The sequence below is a fragment of the Amycolatopsis echigonensis genome, assembly GCF_014174495.1.
GTDB classification, from domain to species: Bacteria; Actinomycetota; Actinomycetes; order Mycobacteriales; family Pseudonocardiaceae; genus Amycolatopsis; species Amycolatopsis echigonensis.
The window spans coordinates 160,653-183,451 of the sequence record NZ_JACJHR010000001.1; the positions used below are offsets into that span (position 1 = coordinate 160,653).

A 22,799-nucleotide genomic window follows, 5' to 3' on the forward strand; every position below is an offset into this window, starting at 1 on the left:
TCAGGCCTCCCATGCCTGGGCGGTGAACGCGTCGTCCAGGGGCGTGTGGGCCAGATGGTTGATGTAGTTGGACAGGGTCTTCATCGCGACGCCGACGACGACGTCCAGGATCTGCCGCTGCGCGAACCCCGCGGCCAGGAATGCGCGTATCTCGTCGTCGGGGACGTTGCCCTGCTCGGCGGCCACGGCGTGGGCGAAGCGGCGGATGGCTTCCAGTTGCGGGTCGCCGAGCGGCTTGCCGTCGCGCAACGCGGCGACCGTTTCACTGTCCACACCGGACCGCAGGGCGTTCGTGGAGTGCACGGCCATGCAGTAGTGGCAGGCGTTGTAACGGCTGACCGTGAGCCACACGACGTCTTGCCCGCCCTTGGGCAGCGACGTCTTGCGGAACTGCTCCGACAGTGCCTGGTAGGCGTTGAACGCCTGCGGCGACTCGGCCATGATGCCGTACAGGTTCGGGATGAACCCGAGACTCTTGTGGATCTTTTCGAGCGCCGGGGCCACTTCGGCCGGCGCGGTGTGCTCGTCGTGGATCGTGAACTCCGTCATCGAATTCCTCCGTGTTCGTCGGGTTTAGCGCGGCCACGCGTCGGTGGTATCGCCCGGACGGCGCAACGCGGTCAACGCGGCGGCGACGGCGCTGCGCAGGGTCGACGCGTCCGCGCCGGCTCGCGAGCGCAGGTTGACGCCTTGGGCCACCAGCACGAGGTGTTCGGCAGTGGCGTCCAGGTCGAGGTCCGGGCGGAGCTGGCCCAGCCGGTCAGCCGAGTCCAGCGCAGTCCGCAGTGCGTGCCGCACCCGCTGGTGATGTTCGGCGAGCGCATCCGGGATGGGTGCCTGCCCGCCGGTCTGGAGGTTGGTGGCCAGACAGCCCCAGCGAGCCCGCGGACCCGCACAGCGCGCGGTGATCAGCCCGTCGAAGAACTCCGCGATCGTCGACAGCCCGCGCCCGCCGGTCTCGAGCGCGGTGAACGCGGGTTCGGCGTGCTCGGCCAGGTAGCGGCGCAGCGCGGCCAGGCAGAGGCTCTGCTTGCTGCCGAACGTCGCGTACAGGCTTGACCGGCTGATGCCGGTGGTGGCCACGATGTCCGCGATCCCGGTCTCGGCCCAGCCACGCTGCCACAGCAACTGCGTCACGGCGCCGACCACCGCCGAGGGATCGAAATGCTTGACGCCCGACACGGTGCACCTCCAACCTGGACCGCTCGTTCCAGGTTGGATCGCAGGTGTCGATCGCGCCATCGCAGTGTCTGGTCGCTGACAAACTCCGCTTGCCGGGCGGGGCGGGTCTGGTGTGCTGGACGATGAGTCCGAGGCTCGGCAAGGAGGGCGCAGCGTGACGCGAGGCAGTGGCAGGGCCGACCTGGTCATCGTCGGCGGCGGAACCGCCGGCATCATCGCTGCCCAGACCGCGGGCGGGCTCGGCGCGCGGGTCGTCCTCGTGGAACGTGACCGCATCGGCGGTGACTGCCTGTGGACCGGATGCGTGCCGAGCAAAGCACTGATCGCCGCTGCCCGCGCCGCCCAGAACATGCGCACTGCGGGCAGGTTCGGCATCGCTCCGGTCGAGCCGCAGGTGGATTTCGCGGCCGTGACGGCGCATGTCCGCAGGTCGATCGAGCGGATCGAGCCGGTCGACTCGCCCGCGGCGCTTACCGACGCCGGTGCCGAGGTCGTCGCCGGTACCGCGGTGTTCACCGGCCCGGACGAACTCCAGATCGAGGGCCGGTCGCTGCGGTTCCGGCGCGCGCTGATCGCCACCGGCTCCGCCCCGGCGCTCCCGCCGGTGCCCGGCCTGGCCGAGGCGGAGCCGCTGACCAGCGACACCGTGTGGGACCTGGCGGAACTGCCCGCCCGGTTGGCCGTGCTGGGCGGCGGCCCGATCGGCTGCGAGCTCGGACAGGCGTTCGCCCGCCTCGGCGCCGAGGTGACCGTCGTCGAGGCCACCGAACGCCTTGTGCCGCGCGAAGAACCCCGCGCTGCGACCGCGTTGTCGGCCGCCCTGTCCGCGGACGGCGTCCGCGTGCTGACCTCGACTACCGTCACCCAAGCCGCCCGGCAGGCGAAAGGGGTGCGTCTAGATCTCACGGGCCGCACCGGCCCGAGCGTGCTCGATGTCGACCGGGTGCTCGTCGCCACTGGCTGCCGCCCGCGCACCGCCGGGCTCGGCCTTGAGCAGGCCGGGGTTCGCCTGGACGAGCGCGGCTACGTTGCCGTGGACGCCAAGCTGCGCACCAGCAACCACCGGATCTACGCGGCCGGGGACGTCACCGGCGCGCCCGCGTTCACCCACGTCGCCGGGGTCCACGGCAGCATCGCCGCCACCAACGCGCTGCTCGCCCCGATCCGCCGCATCGACCACGACAAGATTCCCTGGGTGACCTTCACCGACCCCGAGATCGCCCACCTCGGCCTCACCGAAGACCAAGCCCGCCAACGCTTCGGCGACGCGGTCCGGGTCCGGCTGCTCCAGCACGAGCACCTCGACCGCGCGATTGTAGAAGACGAAACCGACGGCTTCACCCACGTCGTGCTCGACGCCAAAGGTCGCGTGCTCGGTGCCACAGTCGTAGGACCGCGGGCCGGGGAGATGATCGCCGAGCTCACCGGATTGCTCGCGCGCGGCGGGAGGTTGAGGGATCTCGCGTCGGTGATTCATCCCTATCCGGCGTGGTCCGACGGTGTCTGGAACGCGGCCGTGGCCGAGTCGAGCGACGCACTCCAGAGACCGGTCATGCGCCGCGTCACCGGTGCCTTGTTACGCCTGCGCCGAGTCCGGTGACGCTCCACGTCGGCAACTCGACTGCATGGATTCTCTGGCGGCAAGTCCAGCACCAGGTCGCGATGGTCGGGGACGGCATCAGTGACGCGTCCTCGCTGATGCGCGCCGACGTGGGCGTGCCCATCGGCGGGGCACCGACATCGCCACCGGGTCCGCCGACATCATCCTTGTCCGCGACGACCTCAGGCTCGTGCTCACCGCGCGCCGAGATCAGGTGCCGCTCCTACCGCAGGTTTTAGCAGAACGTCGTGCTGGCGTTCGCGTTCAACGGCCTCGGCCTCCCGCTTCGGCGACCGGGTTGTCAGGTCACCCAGTATCGCTCTGCCCTCGCTGCTGGCTTGTCTCTGTGCTTTCCCACCCCATGACCGTGCGGCCGAGACTTACCATCGACGTCCACAGTGGAGTGATCCGGGGACCGAGCCGATGCACATGATCAGGGGCGAAGATCACCCGCGTCACCGTGGCGAAGCCTGCCAGCAGGACCGGTCGCGGTGAAGCGGCACTTCGCGTCCGCTCAGCGGCGGCGCAGGGTGAACCAGAAAGTGGGGAAGGGGTTCGTGCCCGGGGTGACGTCGACGAGATCCCAGTCGGAGAACCGTGTGCGCAGTTCGTCGGCGGTCACCCCGAAGATCTTGTCGGGCAGTGCGTCCGGCCCGTACCCGAACATCAGCAGGTTCGCCCCCGGTGCCGTGGCGCGGGTGACTCCGGCCGCGTAGCCGTCACGCCGATGCGCCGGGATGGCGCAGAAGCAGCTCAGGTCGAAGACGAGCGAGAAGCCGTCGCCCACGGCCAGCTCGACCAATCGAGTGGCATCGCCGAGCAGCAACTGTGCGGACACTCCGGCCGCGTCCGCCTTCGCACGGGCCTGCTCGATCGCCCGTTCGATCAGGTCGACCCCCACTACCTCCCAGCCGTGTTCCGCGAGGTAGACGGCGTTGGTCCCGGTGCCGCACCCGAGTTCGAGCGCGCGCCCGGCCGGCTCGCGCTCGACCAGCGCAACCAGTTCCGGCGGCGTGACGCCGTTGTCCCACGGCGCTTTCTCCCGGTAGTACTCCTCGAACTCCAGCCGGACCGCCGTCTCTTGTTCCGCCGGGCTCTTCGCCTGCATCCGCTGGACCATGACTTCTCCTCCGGTTACTAGAGTCAGCCTCTAGAGTTCCTCTCTAGAGCTATACTCTTCTTCGTGAGTTCTGACAAGCAGGCCGAACGCTCCCGCAAGACCCGCGCGAAGATCGTCGCCGCCGCGTGCGAACTGTTCGTGGAGAAGGGATACGGGGCGACGAGCCTGCAGGACGTCGCGACCCGGGCCGGGGTGGCCGTCCAGACGATCTACTTCGTCTTCGGCGCCAAACGCGCGCTGTTTAAGGACGTCGTGGACACCACCATCGCCGGCGACGCCGAGCCGGTGGAAACGATGGGCCGGGACTGGTTCCGCCGCGCGGTCGCCGCTCCGACCGCGGCCGAACACGTCCGCCTGCACGTGCGAGGCACGCGACCCGTCATGGACCGGGTCGCACCGATCATCCCGGTCATCGCGGCCGCCACCGCGACGGATCCGGAGATCCCGGCGCTGTGGCCGGACCGTGACCCGCGCTATACCGTCCTGCACACGACCGCGAAGTCCCTGGTCACGAAGCCAGGCGCACGGACGGGAGTGTCGGCGCGGCATGCCGCGGATGTCCTGTACGGGGTGCTGAGCCCGGAGCTGTACCTGGTGTTCACCCGGGAACGAGGCTGGTCGCCCGCGAAGTGGGAGAAGTGGGCACGGGAAACCCTGCTCCAGCAACTGTGCGAGGCGGCCGGTTCCTGAGCCCCAAGGCTCCGTCTCGTTTCATTCGGCTCGTCTGCGGTCCGTCAGCGACGCGCGAGTGACGGTCTGGCCGGACATTGCCAGCGCTACGACACATCTTCCCCGATTGCGGGTATGCCGCTGGAATGCCCGGACCGGTTCCGGGACTGGGGAGTCTGTCTGCTGCTGCGGTAGCCACGCGTCCAGCGGAGGAGGGCGCGGGCGGTGAGCACGGCCTGCATCGCCGCGGCCGGCCGGACGAGGACGGGCCGTGGCGTGTCCACCATCCGGCCGCGTCCGAAGCTGGCCGTGGCGACCGCGACGACCGGAGCCACCCAGGCCGCCAGCGCGGCGGTGCGGACCCGGATGCTTGGTTCGTGGTGCAGGGCGTACCAGGCCCAGAAGGCCGCGTCGGCCAGCGAGTCCGCGGCGGCCCCGAACCGGGATGCGGTGCCGAGCCCGCGGGCGAGACGGCCGTCGGCGAGATCGCTGGCGAGCGCAACGAGGGGGACGGCCCACCCGTCGCTGATCGCGGGCAGGTTGGCGCGGGTCAAGGTGACGATGTCGGCCGCGCCGAGGGAGCGGCGGTCTTCCAGCATGCCCAGGTGGGTGGCCGCCAGCACCCAGCTCGCCACCGTCCACACAGGACGCTTCCGCCGACCGGCCGCAGCGAAGACGAGGTGCAGCACGGTGATCTCGCCCAGCGCAGGTGGCCGCAGCCGGGCTTGACTGATCGAGCGCCGAGTGGTGTCGAGGAGGAATCTGGTCCAGGCTCGCGGCCGCCACCGTCCCTGACGCAACCCGTCCAGGAGCGCATTGGTGGCTGCGCGGCTGTCCGGCTCGGTCGTCACCGGTCGTCGCCGAGCATTGTTTTGAGACCCGCGTATCCGCCGTCGGCCAGCCGCCGCGCCGAGCGGGTGAAGTAGTCCGCGCTGGCCGTGATGCCGAGCCCGTCGACCAAGCGGTTCATGAGGTTGAACAACGCGCACACCGAGACCGCGTCGTGCAGGGCACGCTCGTCCCAGCCCGCAGCGAACACCGCGGCGGCGTCGGCTTCGGTCATCCGGCTCGGGGTGCGGGTGAGCTTCCCGACGTAAGACAGGAGCGGTTTGAGCCGCTCGTCGACCGGCGCGGTGGCGACATCGGCGAGCAGTGCGCTGAGCGTGTTTCCCGGGACGCCGAACGCGGCCGCGGTGGCCGTGTGGACGCCGTGGCAATAGCCGCAGGAATTGAGCCCGGAGACGTAGGCGGCGATGAGCTCGCGTTCCGCCACGCTCACTGGGGACGGCCCACGCAGCAGCGCCTCGTGATAGTCGAGCAACGGTCCTGCGGTGTCCGGATAGGACCGGAACACGTCGAGCAGGACGGCCTCGGCGGGCAGCGACGGCAAATACGACAACAGGTTCTCCTCTCAGCTCGTGAGGGGCAGGTGGGCGACGACGCGGCGCAGCGGGAACGGCAGTCGGCGGCCCGGTCGTGCCCAGGACGCCAGCGCGGCGCGCGCGGCCTCGACGCGGTCGGGTGCGATGTCCGGAAGGTACAGCCCGTCGATGAGCAGTGCCGCCGCGTGCGCATCGCCGATCTCGCGCCGGAACACGCGGCGTTCGCTGGTGTCGACGATGAACCCGTGCGCACGCAGGATTCTCGGCAGTCCGTCGCGGGCGCCGGGGTTGGGCCAGGGCTGGGCGCGGATGCCCAGGGACCGCATCACCCGCCACCAGCCGAGCAGCCCGCGCCCGAACCGCATCCGGGACGGGACCAGTGCCACCAGCGTCCCGCCGGGCCGCAGCACGCGTTTCATCTCGGCCAGCGCCGCGTCGAGCGGGGTCAGCACCGGCAAACACATGGCCGCGCAGACCGCGCCGACGCTGTGGTCGCCGAGCGGCAGCTGCTCGGCGCGGCCGCGGACCACCGGGCCGCGGCCGGCGGCCACGGCGAGCGCCAGTTCCCCGGCGGAGAAGTCGACGCCGAGCCAGCGCGCGTCCGGAAGCAACTCGCGGGTGGGAGCGGAGCCGCAGGCGAGGTCGAGGACCACCGCGTGGCGGCCGGGCAACGGTTCCAGCAGCCACGAGTAGGGCTGTTCCGCCTGCCGGTCCGTGGCCTGCCCCAGGATGAGCTCGGTGATGCCGGGCCGGGCGTCGTGGTAGCGGGCCAGGTAACCGGGCCAGGCCGTGGCGTCCGCTGCGGTGCGGCGTCCGGCGAGATAGCCTACGCTGGCCACGATAAACGGCACCGTGTAGTTCACCGCCACTCGAATCCACGTGCTCGCGGTTGCCGTGCCGGCGAGGATCGTCGAGCCCTGATTGACCAGCGACAGCACCGTGCCGACCACGAGCGCCACCGGAAACGCCGTGCGCGCAGTGCGGCCGCGCAGCACCAGCAGCGCCGCCTCGCCCGGCCGCGTCCACGAACACCGCGGACACACCTGCGAGCCGGTGTGTCGGCATGCCTCGACCGCCACCTCGTCACCTCACAACCGTGGACCCGGGAAGCTAATCGCAGCCGTCGTCCTGCTGACAGGGAAAGTGTCAGCGTGCAGACACCACCGTGAACCGACCAGCACCTCGCGGGTCGTGACCGGACACCGCGATCTCGATGGGGAAGTCTTCGAGCGCGGCGCGAACGACTACCGAACCGCAGTCCGCGAGAGGGCGTCTTCGATGGCGCGGTGGCAGGCCGGGTGGCGTAGCGTCTCGCGGTTTCGTCTCCTATCCGGCGGTGGTGAGCAGTTTGGCCGGGTCGAGCAGGCCGATGGCGGCGTAGCGCACTTCGATCAGGCCGGCGCGCTCGAATTCCTTGAGAATCTTGTTCAGGGACGGCCGCTGCACGCCGAGCATGGCCGCCAGGGTGCGCTGGGGCAGCGGGACCTCGCCGTCGACGGCTTCGTCGAGCAGCAACCGGGCGACCTGTTCGGTCAGCGACCGGCCGAGCAACCCGACGATGCGGCTCTGGCTGGTCGCCAGCCGCTGCGCGACGCTGGAGAGCCAGCGGCGGGCGATCTGCGGGTGCTCGGCCAGGAGTTTCTCGAAGGCTGCGGTGTCCAGTGACAGGGCGGTGACCTCGTCCAGGGCGCGTGCGGTGTAGGTGAGCGGCATGTCGAGCAGGTGCTGGATGTCGCCGTCGACGTCCCCGGGCTGCAGCACGTAGACGACCGCGCGGTGCCGTCCGGAACCCACCGACAGCTCGACGCGGCCGCGCTGCACGATCCACACCCCGTCCGCGGCGTCGCCGCCGCGGAAGAGGAGCGCGCCGCGCTCGTAGGTCCGGGTCCGGAGCGTCGCGGCGAGCGCGTCCACGTCGGCGCGGCCCAGGGGAGCGGCCTCGCCGCGGCCGACGCAGCGGGCTACCCACGCAGCCTGCCGGATCGCCATGTCGGCGGCGGGACCGGTGCCCAGCAACCGCATCGTCTGCTCCATCGCCGCGGCGGGCAGCTTCGACAACGCCATACGGCCAGCGTGACAGTGTTCCGCCGGGAATGCCTGTCCGATCACCGTGGAGTGTCAGCGACCTGACAGAGTTTCCGTCCTGTCAGCGTGCTGACACTTCGGCTGCCGGGCTCCCGCAGGGGTGGTGGTATGGAGGCATGTTGAGTGCCGTGTGGAACGGGATCGTGCTGGCCGAGGCGCCGCGCACGGTCCGCGTCGAAGGAAACCACTACTTCCCGCCGGATTCGGTGCACACCGAGTACTTCGCCAAGAGCCGGACCAAGACGCTCTGCCCGTGGAAGGGCCTGGCGAGCTACTACAACCTCACCTCCGACCGGGGCAGCGAGCTGGACGTGGCGTGGTACTACCCGCATCCCAGCCCGCTGGCCCGGCGGATCAAGAACCACGTCGCGTTCTACCCCGCGGTGCGGATCGAGGGCGAACCCGAACCGCGTCCCGGCGGCAGCTTCTGGAGCCGTCTGTTCGGTCGCACGCCAACGCCGTGACCGGGAACGACACCGGTGCCACCGTGTACTGGCGGCCCGGTTGCCCGTACTGTTCGCGGCTGCTCGGCGACCTGGAGCGGATCGGCCTGCCCGTCCGCAAGGTCAACATCTGGGAGGACGCCGGGGCTGCGCCGCCGGTCCGTGGCATGCGGGCCTGGTGGTCACCCTTCTGGCAGCCGTCGGCTGGTTCGCCCTCGCCACCGCCAACCCGACGGCCAGCTATCACCTGGTCCCGGCCGTGGTCACCGCCGCCTGGCCTATCGGGACCCTTAACTGGGGAGCGCGTTGTCCAGGCTTTTCGGCGACGAGCAGGGCGTATCCGATGAGCTCGTCGGCGACGGCCTGCCGGGCCAGCGCCGTGTAGCGCAGGACGGCCTCGACATCGATCCTGGATTCGGCCAGTCGGGCGGACGCGGTCATCCGCAGGAGCCGCAGCCGGGCGTCGATCTCGTCGATCATCCGCGCGATCGCGGTGTCGTGGCGCTCGGTGTGCACCATACGCAGCCCGGCCCGTTCCAGGATCGCCGCGTAGTCCGCGAGCGGGCGGGCGTCGGCGATGCAGGCGACCCACGCCGCCACTGTCGTCAGCTCCCCGGGCAGTCCGCCCGCGGCAACGGTCACGTCGGTGATGCCGACCCGTCCGCCCGGTCGAAGGATTCGTGCGAACTCTGCCGCGGCGGTGGCCTTGTCGGGGAAGGTGCAGAACGCGCACTCGCACACCACCGCGTCGAAAGTGCTGTCCGGCAACGGGATTCGCTCGGCGTCGCCGAGGTGGAACCGCACCTTGGCAGCCAGCCCTGCCTCGCCCGCCGCTGCCGTAGCGGCTTCCACTGTGGACTGTCCAAGGTCGACTCCGTCGACCGAGACGTCGTACTCGGTCGCGAGCAGCCGTGCGGTGGCACCGGGGCCGCTGGCGATGTCGGCGACCCGCTCGCCGCTGCTCAGCCGCACCTGATCGGCCAGCCGACGGGTCAGGGCGAACCCGCCGGGGTGGTAGGACTCGCCCAGCACCAGGGCCACGGCGTCGAGCTCGTAGGAGGCGGCGCAACAGAGCTTGATCTCGCCCGGCGTGCTCATTCCGGCACCGCCCGCCGACCGACGTTGGTGGTGTCCGGGGCGCTCGGCCGGTGCCCGTTGCCTGCCGCGATTTTGGAACCGTAGGGCGAATCGGCCAGCAACGGCTGGAGTTCTGCCGAGTTGGGCACGACGTCGGCGACCTTCACCCCGGACATCTGTCCGCGTACCTGTTCCCGGTAGCCGACGGAGTTGTAGGCGCAGAAGGGGATCAACCGCCCGTCCGGGGTGATCTCCTCGACGCAGCACTTCATCAGCTGTTTGACGTTGAGGGTGTAGGGGTCCTGGAAGTCCTGCACCACGATCATGAACGCCCGGTCGGTGAGGTTGGCCAAGGCTTCGGGCAGGTTGACCCCGCACGCGTCGGCGCAGTCGAGGGCTTCGGCGGTCTGCCGTAGCCGCTCTTCGGTGGTGTCAGTGCCCATGAACGCCGAGGCGCTCCACAGTTTCTCCAGCGCCTCCCGGATTGCGTAGTCGGGCACGATGCGGTTGGACACGTAGTCCAGGTAGTCCTCGACCTTGAGCAGCCGCGGGATCGGCACGACCCCGAAATCGGGTTCGCCCGGTGTGCCTTCGGAGAGCAGGTAGGTGATCGACCGGCAGGTCGGGAAGCAGCACGGCACCGGGAAGAAGTCCTCCTTGCCGAACCAGTCCGGGCGCTGCGCGGCGATCAGGTTGATGACGTCGGAGTTGGTCAGCCGGGTCAGTGGATCGAACTCCACGTGCCGTCCGGAGTGGGTGACCGGCTGGAACGACACCGACCGCACCGCCGGATGCGCGAGCCCGAATTCGACGATGTCGCCCAGTTCGTGTTCGTTGAGCCCGCGCTCGACCGCGGCGACCAGAGTGACGGTCAGCCCCGCTTCGGCGCAGTTGTCCAGCGCCTGCCGCTTGCGCTCGCGGAGATCCTTGCCGCGGATCTCCCGGTGCGTGCGCTCGTCGAAGCCGTCGAACTGCAGGTAGATGTTGATCGACTTCCCGTTCCGGCCGTTGCGCTCCCCGAGCGCGGTCACGAGTCGCTTGTCGGTGGCGAGGCGGATGCCGTTGGTGTTGAGGGTGACGTTGCGGATCGGCTTCGCTTGGGCGAGGTCGATGAAGTCGAGGATGTGTTTGTGGATAGTGGGTTCCCCGCCGGAGAACATCACTACTTCCGCCTCGCCTTCCGACGCGACGAACACGTCCAGCATCCGCTCGCACTGCTCCAGGGTGATCGCGTAACCGTCGGGCTGGTGGCCGGAATCGGCGAAGCAGATCGGGCAGTCCAGGTTGCAGTTCGTGTTGACCTCGATGATCCCGAGGCAGGCGTGCTGTTTGTGCTCCGGGCACAGGCCGCAGTCCGACGGGCAGCCGTCCTTGACTTCGGTCTGGAAGGTCAGCGGGATCGTGCCGGGCTTGTTGAACCGGGCCGAGGACAGGTACGCCTGAGCGTCGCCGTAGACCAGCGCCTCGAATTCGCCGTGTTCCTTGCAGCGTTTGCGCAGATAGACCTTGTCCTGCCGGATGTTGACGTGCGCGTCGAGCACCACCCTTGCACACCGGGCAGATGCTCTTGGTGTACTCGACGAACACCTCGTCGCGATCCCGCTTCCGCTCCGCCACCAGCCGCTCCTCGGTCCAGGTCCGTGCTCAGGGTGCGGGCATCAGCCCATCAGCCAAGGCCGATCGCCGCAGCACAAATGTCAGCACGCCGACACTGTGCGGACGGCGGTAGTGCACCGGACCCAAGCCGGGCAAGTGTGTCGGCACCCCTGAGACATCAGCCCTTCCGGTCCGCCGTGACCTCCGGCGTTGCTCCCGGCGTGACGGCAGAAAGTACCGGCACCTCACGGAATGAGGATGTATGGCGGGGCATCTCATGATGTCCACATGGGACAGTTGCCCGACGCGGTGGCCCGATGCTCGCGACCGAAGGTTCGCTTCCTGGCACGCCGGTATTCCCCGCGGAATTGAAGCAGGACGAGAGCAGTCGCTGCGGTTCAGTTGGGCTGCGGGGGTTCCGAGCGGGCAGGGTCTCCATGATCTGTCCCAGGGGCGCGCGGAATCGTGCCCACGTCGCTCGATTTCCCCGCATCGCCAGCCGATGGAACACATTCGCGTGGTCTGGATATCCGGGTCGGTCAACGGTGCGCCGACATCGCGGGTACGTCCGGTGACGTAGACCGGGCCGCCAAAGTGTCGCTTCCCGCCCGATGCCTGTGTACGGGCCGCTCGCCGACACTGGCAGCCGAGCCAGTTTCCCGCGGCGAGGAGGACAATCCCGTGGCTGAACAGATCCGGATGGCCCGTACCGCGCTCGGCCGTGCGCAGGGCAGGCATCGGGCGCTTCTCGTCGCGACGTGCGTGGCGCTGATCGTGGCCGCGATCGGGGACGAGGCCACCGGTTACGACGGACCCGGCCCGTTCATCTACCCGGCGTTCGCGTTGCTCGTCGCACTCGTCCCGGGACGGTTCACCCCGCTGGCCGCGACCGTCATGAGCGTGTTCTTCGTCTTCGGCGGGCTCTCCTCACCCGCGTTCGTGCACCAGCTGCTCGACGCCGACCGGCTCGGGCCTTTCGCTGCCGGCTGGGCGCAGATGGCCGGCTTCGCCGTCGCCGCGGTGTGTGCGGTGGCCGCAGTCGTCACCGCGCGCTCGTCCCGCCAACCCTCTGTATGAAGGAGTCCGCCATGTTCCGCCGTCTCAACCGCAACACCCTGCTCGCTTTCACCGGGCTGCTCGCAGGCATCGTCGGGCTGCTGGTGCAGTGGGCCGCCGACCCGGCGAAGTTCTCCGAGGCCCAAGGGTTCTTCGGGCTCGCGTTCCCGCCCGGCATCCTGTTCATCGTGCTGGCCGGGCTGCTGATGCTGGCCACCGCCCGCTGGTGGTGGCATTCGGTGTTCGGCGTGTTCATCGCGTTCTGGATCGTCGGCGTCGGCGGCCTCTCCGGGCAGCTGACCCCGAACCTCGTCTCCTCGAACCCTGGCACGGTCACGGGCAACGTCGTGATGTCCGCCGGGCTGATCCTCGCGTTCGGCGCCGGGATCGCCAGCATGATCGGCGGGCGGCGCGCCACGCGAGCACGCGAGCTGCGGTGAGGCAGCTGCTCAAAGTACGCGCTGGCCCGGTGGTTGCCCGCGTCTCGGTGAGAGTGTTCGGCGTTGATGCCGAGGGGCAGCAGGCCGTGCTTCATGACGGGGCGTTCCCGCGTGCCGGACCCGTGAGCTCTCGCCCTCGGGGCCGACGAAAAGCAGGACGGCCCGCCGGAGATCCGGCGGGCCGTCGTGATGTGCTGCGTCGAATTGTTGCCGCGAACTCGTCAGTTGGGGTCCGCGCCGGGAAGAACCGCGCCCGGAACGTCGTTCGGGGCGTAGATCTTCGGGTCACCGGGGTAGGGCGTTGCCCATTGGTGCGTCTGGTACCAGGTGTAGCGGTTCATCTGCTCCGGGTTCGAGTAATCCGGAACCGCACCGTTGCCGGTGGTGTGCTGGCCGGCGAGCCAGGCCTGCCAGGCGGCGGCGGTGGCTTGCATGTTCGCCGGCACCGCGGTCTTCTGCGCCTCCGACCTGTTCAGCGCGGCCGCCGCGGCGCCGGTCTGGCCCGTGGTGTCGGGACCGCAGGACGGCTGGGTGGCGATGCCTTCGGTGAGCGGAACCTGGTTCGGCGCCGCCGTGTAGGGCGTGTTGTCGGGTTTGCTGGTGAAGGCGTCGTACATCGGCGTCGCGGCCGCGAGCTTCTCGTTGAGCGGCTGCGCGCCCAGGATCTGCTCGATGGTGCGGACCATGTTGATCTGCGAGTAGTAGGTGCTGACGGTCTTGCCGTGCACCGCGTACGGGCTGATCACCTGGACCGGAGCGCGGTGGCCGTCGACGTGGTCGGCCCCGTTCTGGCTGTCGTCGTCGACCACGAAGATGGCCGAGTCCTTCCAGTACTTGCTGTGCGAGATCGTGTCGACGATCTGGCCGATGGCGAGGTCGCCGTCGGCCACGCCCGCGGACGGGGTGGTCGGCCCGCCGGTGTGGTCGCTGGACAGCCACACCATGTTGAGGTTGGCCGGACCGTTCTTCTCGAAGTCCTGCTTCCAGATCTGGGACCGGTAGATGTCCGGGATCGAGAGGTCGAACGGAGGGGACTGCGGGTCGGCGATCGCGTTGAGCGACGGAATCGCCGAGCCGTAGTTGCCCTTCAGCGCGGGGGAGGTCAGCTGGCTGGGGTCGCCGCCCTTCTCGACGCTCCTGGACGCGCAGTAGTACTGCTGCCAGGTCCCCGACGGCCTGCCCTCCATGTACTCGAACTCGCCGTAGTTGCGGGCGGTCTTGCCCGCGTCCTTGACCCCGGTCCACAGGAAGCCCGAACGCTGGTGGCCGAGGACGTCCTCTTCGGTGTCGTAGCTGCGCTGGTATTCGCCGGCCGAGGACTCGGTGTACTCGGGGTTGTCGCCCTGGGTGAGCCAGTTGTGGCCCTCGGCGGAGTTGGTAGCGGGGTCGTAGGTGTTGTCGTAGAGGCCGAACTGCTTGGCCAGGGCGTGCTGGTTCGGCGTGACCTTGGCGCCGAACTGCGTCAGGGTCGGGTCGCCGTTGCCCTGCTTCATGTCGCCGAGGATCTGGTCGTAGGTGCGGTTCTCGTTGATGAGCAGGAAGACGTGCTTGATCGTCGACGGGTCGCCGACGCGGGCCGGCACCGGCACGGCTGCCGCCTTGGCTCCCTTGGCCTGCTGGTCGTCCTTCTTGCCCCAGCCGTTCTGGGCGAAGACCGTGTCGGTGTACTTGCCGGAGATGTCCTTGTCGCTCGGCAGGGCGAACCGGGTCAGCGACGCGGTAGTGCTGTGCGTGCTGTGTCCGGTCGCCGGGAGCGTGCCCGGATAGGAGGTAGTCAGGGCCGGGCCGCGCGCGTCGATGCCGCGGGTGTTGGTGACCACGATCTGGCCGCCGACCGTCGCCACGTTCGACGGGTAGTAGTCCGTCGGCAGCAGGCCGATGAAGCCCACCGGCTGCTGGGGCGCGCCGTCGTAGCGGTAGACCGCGACGGCGTTGGCCCGGCCGAGGGTCACCAGCAGGTGCCCGTCGGCGGTCAGTGCGATGCCAGTGGGCTCGTAGCCGACGCTCGACGACGGCCACGGCTTCGTGTCGATCGTCTGCACGACCTGGTTCTTGGCGGTGTCGACGACCGAGACGGTGTCGCTGTTGGTGTTGGCGACGAACAGCGCGTTGTTCTTGGCATACATCGCGGTGGGGTGCAGCCCGACCGCGATCGATCCGACTGGTGCCGCGGGGTCCGCGGGGTTGATCACGCTGACCGTGCCGGTCGTCGAGGCACCGGTGGACCCGTTGGCGGGCACCTGGGTGCCGTACGAGTCCATGGCGGTCTCGCCGGGCTGAGCCGGGCGGCCGCCCTCGTTGCTCACGTACAGCTTGCCGCCCGCGAAGGCGAGCTGACGGGGCGCGGTGCCGACGTGCCAGGTCTTCTTGACCGCGCCGGTGGCGGGGTCGAGCGCCACGACCGTGTTCTGGCCGTTGAGCGCCGCGTACAGGGCGGAGCCGTCCGGCGCGTACTTGAGCTGGCCGACCAGCGCGGAGTTGGGCGCGGTATGGCGGTCGTTGTCGGCGAGGTGGGTGCCCGACGTGGGGATGGGGAAGCGGGTCGGCGCGCCGAGGGTGCCGCCGGCGTTGACCGGGAACCGGGTGACGGCGTCCTGCTGGGGAAGCCAGAGGAACTTGCCGTCCGGCGAGAAGGTCGGACCCTCCTGCCCGACGGAGCCGTCGGAGAGCTTCTGGTTGACCCCGGACGCGCTGCCCGCCGTCCAGATCAGCCGGTAGCTGTGCAGATCGAAGATCTGCAGAGCCACCGACTTGTCGGCGCTGCTCGCCGCGAGGAACCGACCGTCCGGGCTGACCGTCGAGCCCATGAACTTGCCGAACGGGGTCATCAGCCGGGCGCCGAGCGGGTTGACGAGCTGATTGTCGGAAACCTGCAGCCCGTCGCGGTACTGCGTGCCGACCTGGTTGCCGCCGAGCGGCACAGGGGTGGCGGCGGCTACCCCCGTGCCCACGGTGACGACGACAGCCACGCCGGCTGCCACGGTGCGGAGACTGCGGCCTTGCCGGCGCACTCCCGAGACTTCTCGACGCCGTCTCGTGACTTGCATAAACCTATCCCTTCAATCGGGGCGAGCAGATCATCCGGAACGCTGCCACCGTCGACGACCTACCGCTCACCCGACGACCTCGCCGACGAAATCACTATCTCCGCGAATTACGAGCAGTTTCGTACGTTGTGCCTCGCTGATTCGCGCGGCTCGAAGAACCTAACCACGCTGCATGGAATCGGCAGGGCGCGCCAGACGAACCTTGGGTAACGCGGCAGCGACGTAATCTGAAAGCCGCACGCATGTTCCTGTGCGCGAACACCGCGCTCCACGACCGCCAGGGCGATCCGAAATCCGCTGTTTCGATGCTTATTGTCGCCTGAAATGCGGAAGTGACCCCGTTGTCTGAATTGCCGCGAAAGTGTGTCAGCTGGCGAAGCCACGTCGTGGTGCGGCTGGCCGAGCAGCCGCTGGCCACGCTGACCCGCATGGGCCGAACCGATACCTGGAGGACTGAGGAGCGGCAATGGAGGAAAACATGGTGCGTCGGCCCGCATCCTGGGCATCGCAGCGCCCCGTCCGGACGGGCGGTGGCGTCTACCCGGATGGAGGCGGTCCCAGTCCGGGGCGCGCCGCGGACACAGAACAGGACCACAGATCATGGCCAAGTACGTTTTCTCCTTCCGTGTGCCCTCCGGCTACGCTCCCGGCGCCGGGACGCTGGCCGAGTGGCGGGCCTGGTTCGGCGGGCTGGGATCGGCCCTTGCGGACGTCGGGAACGCGGTGACCGAGTACGCCTCGCTCGGCGAGGTCGGCGGCAGTGACTACCGGATGGCCGGCTACTCGGTGGTGTCCGCCGAGGACATGGACTCCGCGCTGGCGCTGGCCAAGGACTGCCCGGTGATGCGGGTCGGCGGCGGAGTCGAGGTCGGTCCCGTGCTGGAAGCCGCTGAGTCGTGAACAACGTGGTCTCGCACCGGCTATTCCGTTCGCCCGCATGACTGTAATGACGCCAGCACGTCCGGAATTCGTCGCTCAATCCCCCTCGTCGCGCGCGTCTCAACGCACGCAGCACCCGCCAGGCAAAGCAAGGAGAACCGAGATGGGAAAGATAGTGGTCAGCCAGAACGTCACGCTCGACGGCGTCGTCGAGGACCCGAGTGGCGAGGGAGGGTTCAGGCACGGCGGGTGGTTCCAGCAGTTCATGGGCCAGGACTGGGAGGCGTGGGAGGAGCTCGAACTGGCCGAGGCGCAGGGTGCCGAGGCGCTGCTGATGGGCCGGCGGAGCGACGAGTACTTCGGCGCACGGTCGCCGTTGATGAGCGGCGAGTGGGTCGACAGGTTGAATCGCTTGCCCAAGTACGTCGTGTCCGCGACGCTCCAAGAGCCCAAATGGACGAACGCGACCGTCATGTCGGGCGAGGCAGTGAGCGAGGTTTCGAAGCTCAAGCACCAGATACCGGGGGAGATCGTCGTGTACGCCAGCCGCCCGCTCGTGCGCACCCTGATGGAGCACGACCTGGTCGACGAGTTGCGCCTGACCGTCTTCCCGGTTGTGCTCGGCGCGGGCGAGCGCCTGTTCGGCGAGACCAGCGACAAGCGACCTCTGCGCCTGATCCGCACGAAGATCGTGGGGAACGGCCTTGCCCACCTGACCTACGAGCGCGCCCGCGAGGCCTGAACAGCCGAGTCGGGCATCTACGAGATGATCGAGGCCGCCGCCTACGCCTTATGCCGGAGGTGAAAGGGCGCGAACACGGGCGTGGCGAAGGATAAAGCCGGATTGGCCCAGCCTGTTCAGCACCCTTTCCAGCTCGGGCGGGGGCTCGACGTGGCGGTGTCCAGCGGGATCGCGACCAGCCCCCCCTGCTGGTCGCCCACCGCACGCCCCGGAGCACTCACCGCCGGATTCCAGCGGGTGCCGCGGGGAGCCATCGTGTTGCGTGCTTTCGGCACCCGTGGCGAGCCAGCCGCGGTGCCAGAAACCCCGCGAAGATCCGGAATCCTCCTCCGGCCCCGCATCACACAACACGAAGAAAACCCGGGCTGGCGTTCAACGCCAGCCCGGGATTTTCCTTGCCGCCGGGTGCACGATTATGCCCATCCTGCTGTGCTTCCGAGCTCCACAACGTTCTCCACTGCGCTTCCTCGGCCTGGGGCAATGCCGCCCGGCAACCGGCACAGTGCGTCGGCGTCGTGACAGTGGCGCCGCCGGGGCGTGCGGGTGATCGAGTCCGAGATGACGACTAGCCCTCAGCGGCTCGGATCAGCGCCTCGGCCAGGGATTCGGGCTGCGTGAGCTGTGCCAGGTGGCTGCCCGCGGTGTAGATCAACGGAGCTCCCGGCAGGCGCTGCGGGAACCGGGGCGCCCAGGCGAATTCCCCTGGCGGCATGGAGATGTCGTCCGTGCCCAGCACGTAGGACGACGGCAGTTGCAGCCGCTCCCACTCAGTGAGGTCGAGCGCTTCGCTGATGGTGTGGAACGGCTGGCGTTCCAGCAGCGAATAGATCGTTTTCTGGGTCTCGGCCGTGGCATCTTGCATCAAGGCAGTGCAGAAGACCTCGAACGGGAATTTGACCGAGTTGTCCGACGACGCGGCAACCGACGCCCGGAACACCTCGCCGAGTTGAGGCGGGCACAGGTCGATCATCGTTTCGCCACTGTGCGGCACGAATGCGTTCCAGTACACCAGACGTGAGATGCGGGTGGCCAGTCGTGCGGCTGCTCCGGACACCGGGAAACCGCTCCAGCTGTGGCCGACGAGGACCACCTGGCGCAGGTCGGCGCGCTCGACATAGCCGGCCAGGTAGTCGACGGTGTCGGCGAGGTGGACGTTCGCGGGCTGGTCACCGGTGTTCAGACCAGGCAGCGTCGGCGTGTGCACGGTGTGGCCTCGTGCGCGCAGGTGCAGGGCGACCGGCCGCCAGGTCCATCCGGCATCGCACGCACCGTGGACGAGAACGAAAGTACGGGATGTCATCTTCGTTTCCTTGGGTTGGCTTGATTCCGGCCGAGATGGGCCGAGCCGTCGAAGAGACAGACGTCGCGTCGGCGGAAAACGGGTCGGCATCAACCGGCGAGTTCAGTACTGGGGCAAGCGATCCGATGACCATTCCGGCAAAAGCCGGTGCTGCCGCTGAACCGAGTGCAGAGCCAAGGCCGTTCCGTTCATCTGTCGACTTCATAGGTCAGCTTCACGATTTTCGAGAAGGCCTTCACAGCCACGAGCCTCAATTTGGCGTCCTGGCCCTCCCGAAAGAACTGTTTCCCGGACCCCGCCAGAAAAGGGTAGATAGCGAGGTCTATCGCATCGATCACCCGCTCCCGCAGCAGCGTCTCCCCGAGCAGGCCGTGGCCCATGAGCAACAGGTTCCCTCCTTCCCGCTGCTTGAGCCGGGTCACCTCGGCTACCGCATCGCCTCGAACGACGGTCGGGTTTCCCCAGCCGCCCTTCTCCAGCGTCGAGCTGAACACATACTTCGGGATCGCATTGAGCCGCTCGGCCCACATCGGTTTGTGGGTCCCGCCGCCATACAGCTCAGCGAACGCCTCGTAGGTGCGGCGGCCGAAGAGAATCGCGTCGCACGCCGTCAGCAGGCCCAAACCGTCCCGCAGGTAGGCCTCGTCCTGGTACTGGCCGACCCCCATGGCCACCGGGTCTTCGAAGACGCCGTCCGCCGAGACCAGCACGTACCCGATCACCTTCCGCATGGCGTTGACCTCCTTGGTCGAAACCTGCGGCACCGGCTCCGAACCGGCGCCTTCGTCGCCGACGTTGTCGGCTGTCGCGGATCTAGACGCGGCGACGCCGGGAAACGGGGCGCTGATCAACCGCCCCGTTCGCCAGCCGGGCGGCGTCTATACAGGACGGAAGCGCGACACAATGCGGCAGCGACGAGAGGCGGCGAAGGTGGAATTGGACCTGATCAGCAGGGCGCGGGCCGGGGACGGCGACGCGTTTCGGGCGCTGAGCGAGCCGCACCGCCGCGAGCTGCAGGTGCACTGCTACCGGATGCTCGGGTCCTTCCAGGACGCCGAGGACGCTCTTCAGGACACCCTCTTGTCCGCTTGGCGAGGCCTGGCCGGGTTCGACGGTCGCGCTTCGATTCGCACCTGGCTCTACCGGATCGCCACCAACAGGTGCCTGAGCGTGCTCCGGTCGGCCAGCCGGCGTCCGGCCAAGGAGTGGGACATCCCCGGGGTGCGACCGCCCGAGCCGACCCGCCTCGGCGAAGTCGCCTGGCTCGAGCCCTACCCCGACGCGCTCCTCGACGGTGCGATCACTGTGCCGCTGGGCCCGGAGGCCCGCTACGAGCAGACCGAATCCATCTCCCTGGCCTTCATCACCGCTCTTCAGGCCCTGCCACCGCGTCAGCTTGCCGTCCTCGTCTTGCGCGACGTGCTCGGATTCCCCACCAACGAGGTGGCCGACATGCTCGACACAACGGCGGACTCGGTCAAGAGCGCGCTGAAACGCGCCCGCACCGGCCTGCGGAGCCGATGGCCGCAAGCCCTTGACTGCGAGCCTCCCGCCGCAGGTTCCCCCGCGGAGGAGGCGATCGCGGCGAAATTCGTCAGTGCGTTCGAATCCGCCGACGTCGACGCGCTGGTAGCCCTCCTGACCGACGACGCCTTCATCTCCATGCCGCCACTGCCGCTGGAATACGAGGGCCGAGCCGCCGTGGCCGGCTTCTGCGCCGCGCTCTTCGGCACCGGCCGCACGTTCGACCTCGTACCGACTCGAGCCAACGGTCAACCGGCGTTCGGCACGTACCTGCGCACCCATGCCGGCGTTCGCCCCGGAACCGGCATCTTCGTCCTCACGCTCACCGGCGACCGGATCTGCGCACTGACCCGCTTCGAGAACACCGCGCTGCCATCGTTCGGCCTGCCACGATCGCTCCCGCCCGTCCGGAAGAAGGAATGAGACTGTCGGGCCAGGCGGGAAACCAGGTCATGGTGGAGAGCCCTGTGACTCCTGGCGGGATCGGAAGCCGACGCTGTCGCCGGCCCGGCTGGAACGGGATTTTCGGCCGGTGAAACGCGCAGCGGGTACCGCGGCAAGCGGTCCGTCAGCACGAGCGCGGGCAGCGACCACGACAACGTGCCACGGGCGTACGCCTGCTGGCTTCCGAGCTGCGCGAGGGCGAGCAGTGGCCCCTGACCGACCATCCACTTCGGACTGGCCACCAGCCGGCGCAGTTCCACCCTGGCCGGGTCGTCTACAGTCAGCGTTGAACTTCTCCCACTCTTGTCATAGTCCTGGGCCCTCTTCCACGATCCGCACTCCAGGAGCCACTGCCATGACCACCGCGTTGACAGCGGCCGCCGACTCCGGCATCCCCGACAGCGGACTGATGAACGCCGTCAACGACTTCGCCCGCGCCACCCCGTGGCTGCACGGCCTGATGTACGGCTACGCGACCTACGGCATCGCGTTGTTCGCGGTGCTGCTGGTGGCCGGATGGTGGAGCGCCCGCCGCGCGGGCGATCCGGCCGGGGTCGCCGCCGCGATCTGGGCGGGGGTCGGCACTCTCGCCGCGGTCGGGATCAACCAGCCGATCGTCAACGCCGCCCACGAAGCTCGTCCTTACACCACGATGCCGCACCTGCTCGTCCTGGCCGATCGCAGCGCGGACTTCTCGTTTCCCAGCGACCACGCGACGATGGCCGGTGCCGTCGCGGCCGGCCTGTTCGTCGCGCGCCGTCGGCTGCTGGGCTGGATCGCGACGGTCGCCGCGGTGGCGATCGCGTTCGCGCGGGTCTACATCGCCGCCCACTACCCGCACGACGTCGCGGCCGGCCTCCTTCTCGGCGCTCTGGTGGCGGTGTTGGGCTGGCTGCTGCTCAAGCGGATCCTCACCCGCCTGGTGTGGCGGCTGGGCCGGACTCCGTTGTGGTTCGTCGTGACGAGCGCGCCGCGGGAATCGTGGCAAACCCTCGCCAATGGGGCAGAGCAGGCCGCGGAGCCGCCTCATCGACAGGAACACTGACCCTGTTTGCCCGCTCGCGTTCGGCACGTCTCGTGAGGTAGCGCGTGATGCATTCGTGAGCGTGACGCCGTGGAGAAGCGGCTGGTCCTGGTCGCGCTGTTCACTGCCGATCGCGAGGACAAATGGCGCGAATTCCTCGCCGATCGCGGCAAATGCGACGCCGAGATCGACAAGGAAATCCAGAGCCGCGAGTTCACCATGGCGGAACCTGGAGGAAGAGGAGCAAAGGCTCGAACGCCCGGGCCACTGGCACCGCGACCTGAAAGTCCGCGAGGTGTTCAGCTCCCCGTCCGCAGCCGAGGCGGAGCAGCAGCTGAACCACTGCGCCGAGCGGCACGCCGATTGCCCTGAGCGGGTTTCCAAGCCAGATGTGCCTCGAGGATTCACGATGTACGCCGACCTCGCCTCGCCCGCAACGACTGCCATCATTCGCTGCGGCCCGGAGGCGGGCTGACGTGGCCGCGCCGTGCTGCCGGGGTTCCTGGGCAGCCTCACTCCGCTGCCCGACAGCCACGGCTATTTCATCGGCGTTCGTGCGCCTGAGTTGCTCAGCCGTTTTCGACGTTGAAGGTCCAGAGAGCGATGATCTTCCCCGCGTGGCGAAGGGTGATCTGCGCGGCCCCGGTGTGGAAGGTCGCCGCTACCTTGAGCTCCGCAGCGGTGCCCGGCGTACCGGTAGCTCCGCTGGCACCGACTGGGGTGAGCCGGATGTCGTTGCCGCTGTCGTCGCGGCTCGTCAGGTCGGTCGCGGCGACGGTGATCGAGCCGGACTCGGTGGCGACGCGGAGCGTGATGGTGCCGTTCACCTGCTCGGGCGGTTTCGTCGTGCCGGTGGGCAGGTCGATCTCCGGGCCGAGCGCGGTGATGGTGGCACGGCCGGTGGGGAGGATCGCCTCGACCGGGGCGCCGATCGCGAGGAGTTGCGGGTGCTGCTGGTCGGCGGTCGGCGTTGGCTCGGTCGCCGGCGCGGTCGGAATCGGTACGGCGCCAAGGCTCTGCACGACGTCGTGCGCGGAGTCGTCGGCGGTGGACGTGCTGCAGGCCGCCGTGCCCAGGGCGAGCGCGGAGGCGGTGAGCAGGCTCAGCAGGGAGTGGCCGCGGCGGGCGCCGGGCCGGCGGGTGCCGGCCCGGCGCACGGTCGCGGAATGGCTGGTGGTCACGAGGTGTG

23 protein-coding genes and 1 pseudogene are annotated in these 22,799 nt (G+C 69.0%); 11 read left to right on the forward strand and 13 right to left on the reverse strand.

Features of this window, described 5'->3' with window-relative positions; translation table 11 throughout:
* Nucleotides 1-549, reverse strand: a complete 549-nt coding sequence (locus tag H5411_RS00770) for a carboxymuconolactone decarboxylase family protein (protein ID WP_183122641.1) — start codon at nucleotides 547-549, stop codon at nucleotides 1-3.
* A 24-nt stretch (nucleotides 550-573) separates the two neighbouring features.
* Complete coding sequence (locus H5411_RS00775) at nucleotides 574-1,182, reverse strand: TetR/AcrR family transcriptional regulator (RefSeq protein ID WP_183122642.1); 609 nt, start codon at nucleotides 1,180-1,182, stop codon at nucleotides 574-576.
* Nucleotides 1,183-1,336: 154 nt separating this feature from the next.
* Between H5411_RS00775 and H5411_RS00780 the strand changes: the two genes are divergently transcribed.
* Nucleotides 1,337-2,782 (forward strand): dihydrolipoyl dehydrogenase family protein, encoded by a 1,446-nt coding sequence (locus H5411_RS00780; RefSeq protein ID WP_101440344.1) that lies wholly within the window; start codon nucleotides 1,337-1,339, stop codon nucleotides 2,780-2,782.
* A gap of 514 nt (nucleotides 2,783-3,296) precedes the next feature.
* Here the strand turns inward: H5411_RS00780 and H5411_RS00785 are convergent.
* Complete coding sequence (locus H5411_RS00785; RefSeq protein ID WP_244194895.1) at nucleotides 3,297-3,902, reverse strand: class I SAM-dependent methyltransferase; 606 nt, start codon at nucleotides 3,900-3,902, stop codon at nucleotides 3,297-3,299.
* Between the two features lie 63 nt (nucleotides 3,903-3,965).
* Here H5411_RS00785 and H5411_RS00790 point away from each other — a divergent pair, with 63 nt between their 5' ends.
* Nucleotides 3,966-4,592, forward strand: a complete 627-nt coding sequence (locus tag H5411_RS00790; RefSeq protein ID WP_101440343.1) for a TetR/AcrR family transcriptional regulator — start codon at nucleotides 3,966-3,968, stop codon at nucleotides 4,590-4,592.
* Nucleotides 4,593-4,678: 86 nt separating this feature from the next.
* On the opposite strand, the gene H5411_RS00795 is transcribed toward H5411_RS00790, so the two are convergent.
* The 4 genes from H5411_RS00795 to H5411_RS00810 all read right to left on the reverse strand — a co-directional run bounded on the left by H5411_RS00795 (nucleotide 4,679) and on the right by H5411_RS00810 (nucleotide 8,017).
* On the reverse strand, nucleotides 4,679-5,422 hold the full coding sequence (locus H5411_RS00795) for a CDP-alcohol phosphatidyltransferase family protein (RefSeq protein ID WP_183122643.1): 744 nt from the start codon (nucleotides 5,420-5,422) through the stop codon (nucleotides 4,679-4,681).
* Nucleotides 5,419-5,970: a carboxymuconolactone decarboxylase family protein gene (locus H5411_RS00800; protein WP_101440342.1), complete on the reverse strand. Its 552-nt coding sequence runs from the start codon at nucleotides 5,968-5,970 to the stop codon at nucleotides 5,419-5,421. The genes H5411_RS00795 and H5411_RS00800 overlap by 4 nt, the downstream gene beginning before the upstream one ends.
* Before the next feature lie 12 nt (nucleotides 5,971-5,982).
* Nucleotides 5,983-7,032, reverse strand: coding sequence for a nitrate/nitrite transporter NrtS (gene nrtS, locus H5411_RS00805; RefSeq protein ID WP_101440341.1), 1,050 nt, complete (start codon nucleotides 7,030-7,032; stop codon nucleotides 5,983-5,985).
* 247 nt (nucleotides 7,033-7,279) lie between these two features.
* A complete protein-coding gene (locus H5411_RS00810; protein WP_101440340.1) occupies nucleotides 7,280-8,017 on the reverse strand; it encodes a Crp/Fnr family transcriptional regulator in 738 nt (245 codons plus the stop codon).
* A gap of 137 nt (nucleotides 8,018-8,154) precedes the next feature.
* Here H5411_RS00810 and H5411_RS00815 point away from each other — a divergent pair, with 137 nt between their 5' ends.
* The gene (locus tag H5411_RS00815; RefSeq protein WP_101440339.1) at nucleotides 8,155-8,502 is read left to right on the forward strand and encodes a DUF427 domain-containing protein; all 348 of its coding nucleotides are present in this window, start codon (nucleotides 8,155-8,157) and stop codon (nucleotides 8,500-8,502) included.
* A gap of 222 nt (nucleotides 8,503-8,724) precedes the next feature.
* Here the strand turns inward: H5411_RS00815 and H5411_RS00820 are convergent, their stop codons facing one another.
* Together H5411_RS00820 and H5411_RS00825 are read right to left on the reverse strand one after the other, a co-directional pair.
* A complete protein-coding gene (locus H5411_RS00820; protein ID WP_101440338.1) occupies nucleotides 8,725-9,579 on the reverse strand; it encodes a methyltransferase domain-containing protein in 855 nt (284 codons plus the stop codon).
* Entirely contained in the window at nucleotides 9,576-11,102 is a 1,527-nt protein-coding gene (locus tag H5411_RS00825; RefSeq protein ID WP_244194894.1) for a radical SAM protein, read from the reverse strand. The genes H5411_RS00820 and H5411_RS00825 overlap by 4 nt, the downstream gene beginning before the upstream one ends.
* Nucleotides 11,103-11,835: 733 nt before the next feature.
* Here H5411_RS00825 and H5411_RS00830 point away from each other — a divergent pair.
* Both H5411_RS00830 and H5411_RS00835 read left to right on the forward strand, forming a co-directional pair.
* Nucleotides 11,836-12,231, forward strand: a complete 396-nt coding sequence (locus H5411_RS00830) for a hypothetical protein (protein WP_208637576.1) — start codon at nucleotides 11,836-11,838, stop codon at nucleotides 12,229-12,231.
* 11 nt (nucleotides 12,232-12,242) lie between these two features.
* Entirely contained in the window at nucleotides 12,243-12,650 is a 408-nt protein-coding gene (locus tag H5411_RS00835) for a YbjQ family protein (protein ID WP_101440337.1), read from the forward strand.
* Between the two features lie 221 nt (nucleotides 12,651-12,871).
* On the opposite strand, the gene H5411_RS00840 is transcribed toward H5411_RS00835, so the two are convergent.
* On the reverse strand, nucleotides 12,872-15,631 hold the full coding sequence (locus H5411_RS00840) for an alkaline phosphatase family protein (protein WP_312877363.1): 2,760 nt from the start codon (nucleotides 15,629-15,631) through the stop codon (nucleotides 12,872-12,874).
* Nucleotides 15,632-16,297: 666 nt separating this feature from the next.
* Between H5411_RS00840 and H5411_RS00845 the strand changes: the two genes are divergently transcribed.
* Both H5411_RS00845 and H5411_RS00850 read left to right on the forward strand, forming a co-directional pair.
* Entirely contained in the window at nucleotides 16,298-16,597 is a 300-nt protein-coding gene (locus tag H5411_RS00845; RefSeq protein ID WP_183122645.1) for a hypothetical protein, read from the forward strand.
* A 142-nt stretch (nucleotides 16,598-16,739) separates the two neighbouring features.
* Nucleotides 16,740-17,318: a dihydrofolate reductase family protein gene (locus tag H5411_RS00850; RefSeq protein ID WP_183122646.1), complete on the forward strand. Its 579-nt coding sequence runs from the start codon at nucleotides 16,740-16,742 to the stop codon at nucleotides 17,316-17,318.
* A gap of 565 nt (nucleotides 17,319-17,883) precedes the next feature.
* Here H5411_RS00850 and H5411_RS00855 read toward each other — a convergent pair.
* Complete coding sequence (locus tag H5411_RS00855; protein ID WP_183122647.1) at nucleotides 17,884-18,618, reverse strand: alpha/beta fold hydrolase; 735 nt, start codon at nucleotides 18,616-18,618, stop codon at nucleotides 17,884-17,886.
* A 188-nt stretch (nucleotides 18,619-18,806) separates the two neighbouring features.
* A complete protein-coding gene (locus H5411_RS00860; RefSeq protein WP_220816316.1) occupies nucleotides 18,807-19,469 on the reverse strand; it encodes a dihydrofolate reductase family protein in 663 nt (220 codons plus the stop codon).
* 52 nt (nucleotides 19,470-19,521) lie between these two features.
* On the opposite strand from H5411_RS00860, the gene H5411_RS00865 reads away from it, so the two are divergent.
* The 4 genes and pseudogenes from H5411_RS00865 (at nucleotide 19,522) to H5411_RS48790 (ending at nucleotide 22,085) form a co-directional block, all read left to right on the forward strand.
* Nucleotides 19,522-20,565 carry a sigma-70 family RNA polymerase sigma factor gene (locus H5411_RS00865; protein ID WP_183122648.1) on the forward strand — a complete coding sequence of 348 codons (1,044 nt, stop codon included), beginning with the start codon at nucleotides 19,522-19,524 and terminating at the stop codon, nucleotides 20,563-20,565.
* A 376-nt stretch (nucleotides 20,566-20,941) separates the two neighbouring features.
* Nucleotides 20,942-21,631 (forward strand): phosphatase PAP2 family protein, encoded by a 690-nt coding sequence (locus H5411_RS00870; RefSeq protein ID WP_183122649.1) that lies wholly within the window; start codon nucleotides 20,942-20,944, stop codon nucleotides 21,629-21,631.
* A gap of 69 nt (nucleotides 21,632-21,700) precedes the next feature.
* A pseudogene (locus H5411_RS49200) lies at nucleotides 21,701-21,775 on the forward strand (hypothetical protein); the annotation flags it as partial.
* Nucleotides 21,776-21,839: 64 nt separating this feature from the next.
* Nucleotides 21,840-22,085, forward strand: a complete 246-nt coding sequence (locus H5411_RS48790) for a Chromate resistance protein ChrB (RefSeq protein WP_376772076.1) — start codon at nucleotides 21,840-21,842, stop codon at nucleotides 22,083-22,085.
* A 94-nt stretch (nucleotides 22,086-22,179) separates the two neighbouring features.
* Here the strand turns inward: H5411_RS48790 and H5411_RS00880 are convergent, their stop codons facing one another.
* Nucleotides 22,180-22,791, reverse strand: a complete 612-nt coding sequence (locus H5411_RS00880; protein ID WP_183122651.1) for a hypothetical protein — start codon at nucleotides 22,789-22,791, stop codon at nucleotides 22,180-22,182.
* Between the last annotated feature and the right edge of the window lie 8 nt (nucleotides 22,792-22,799).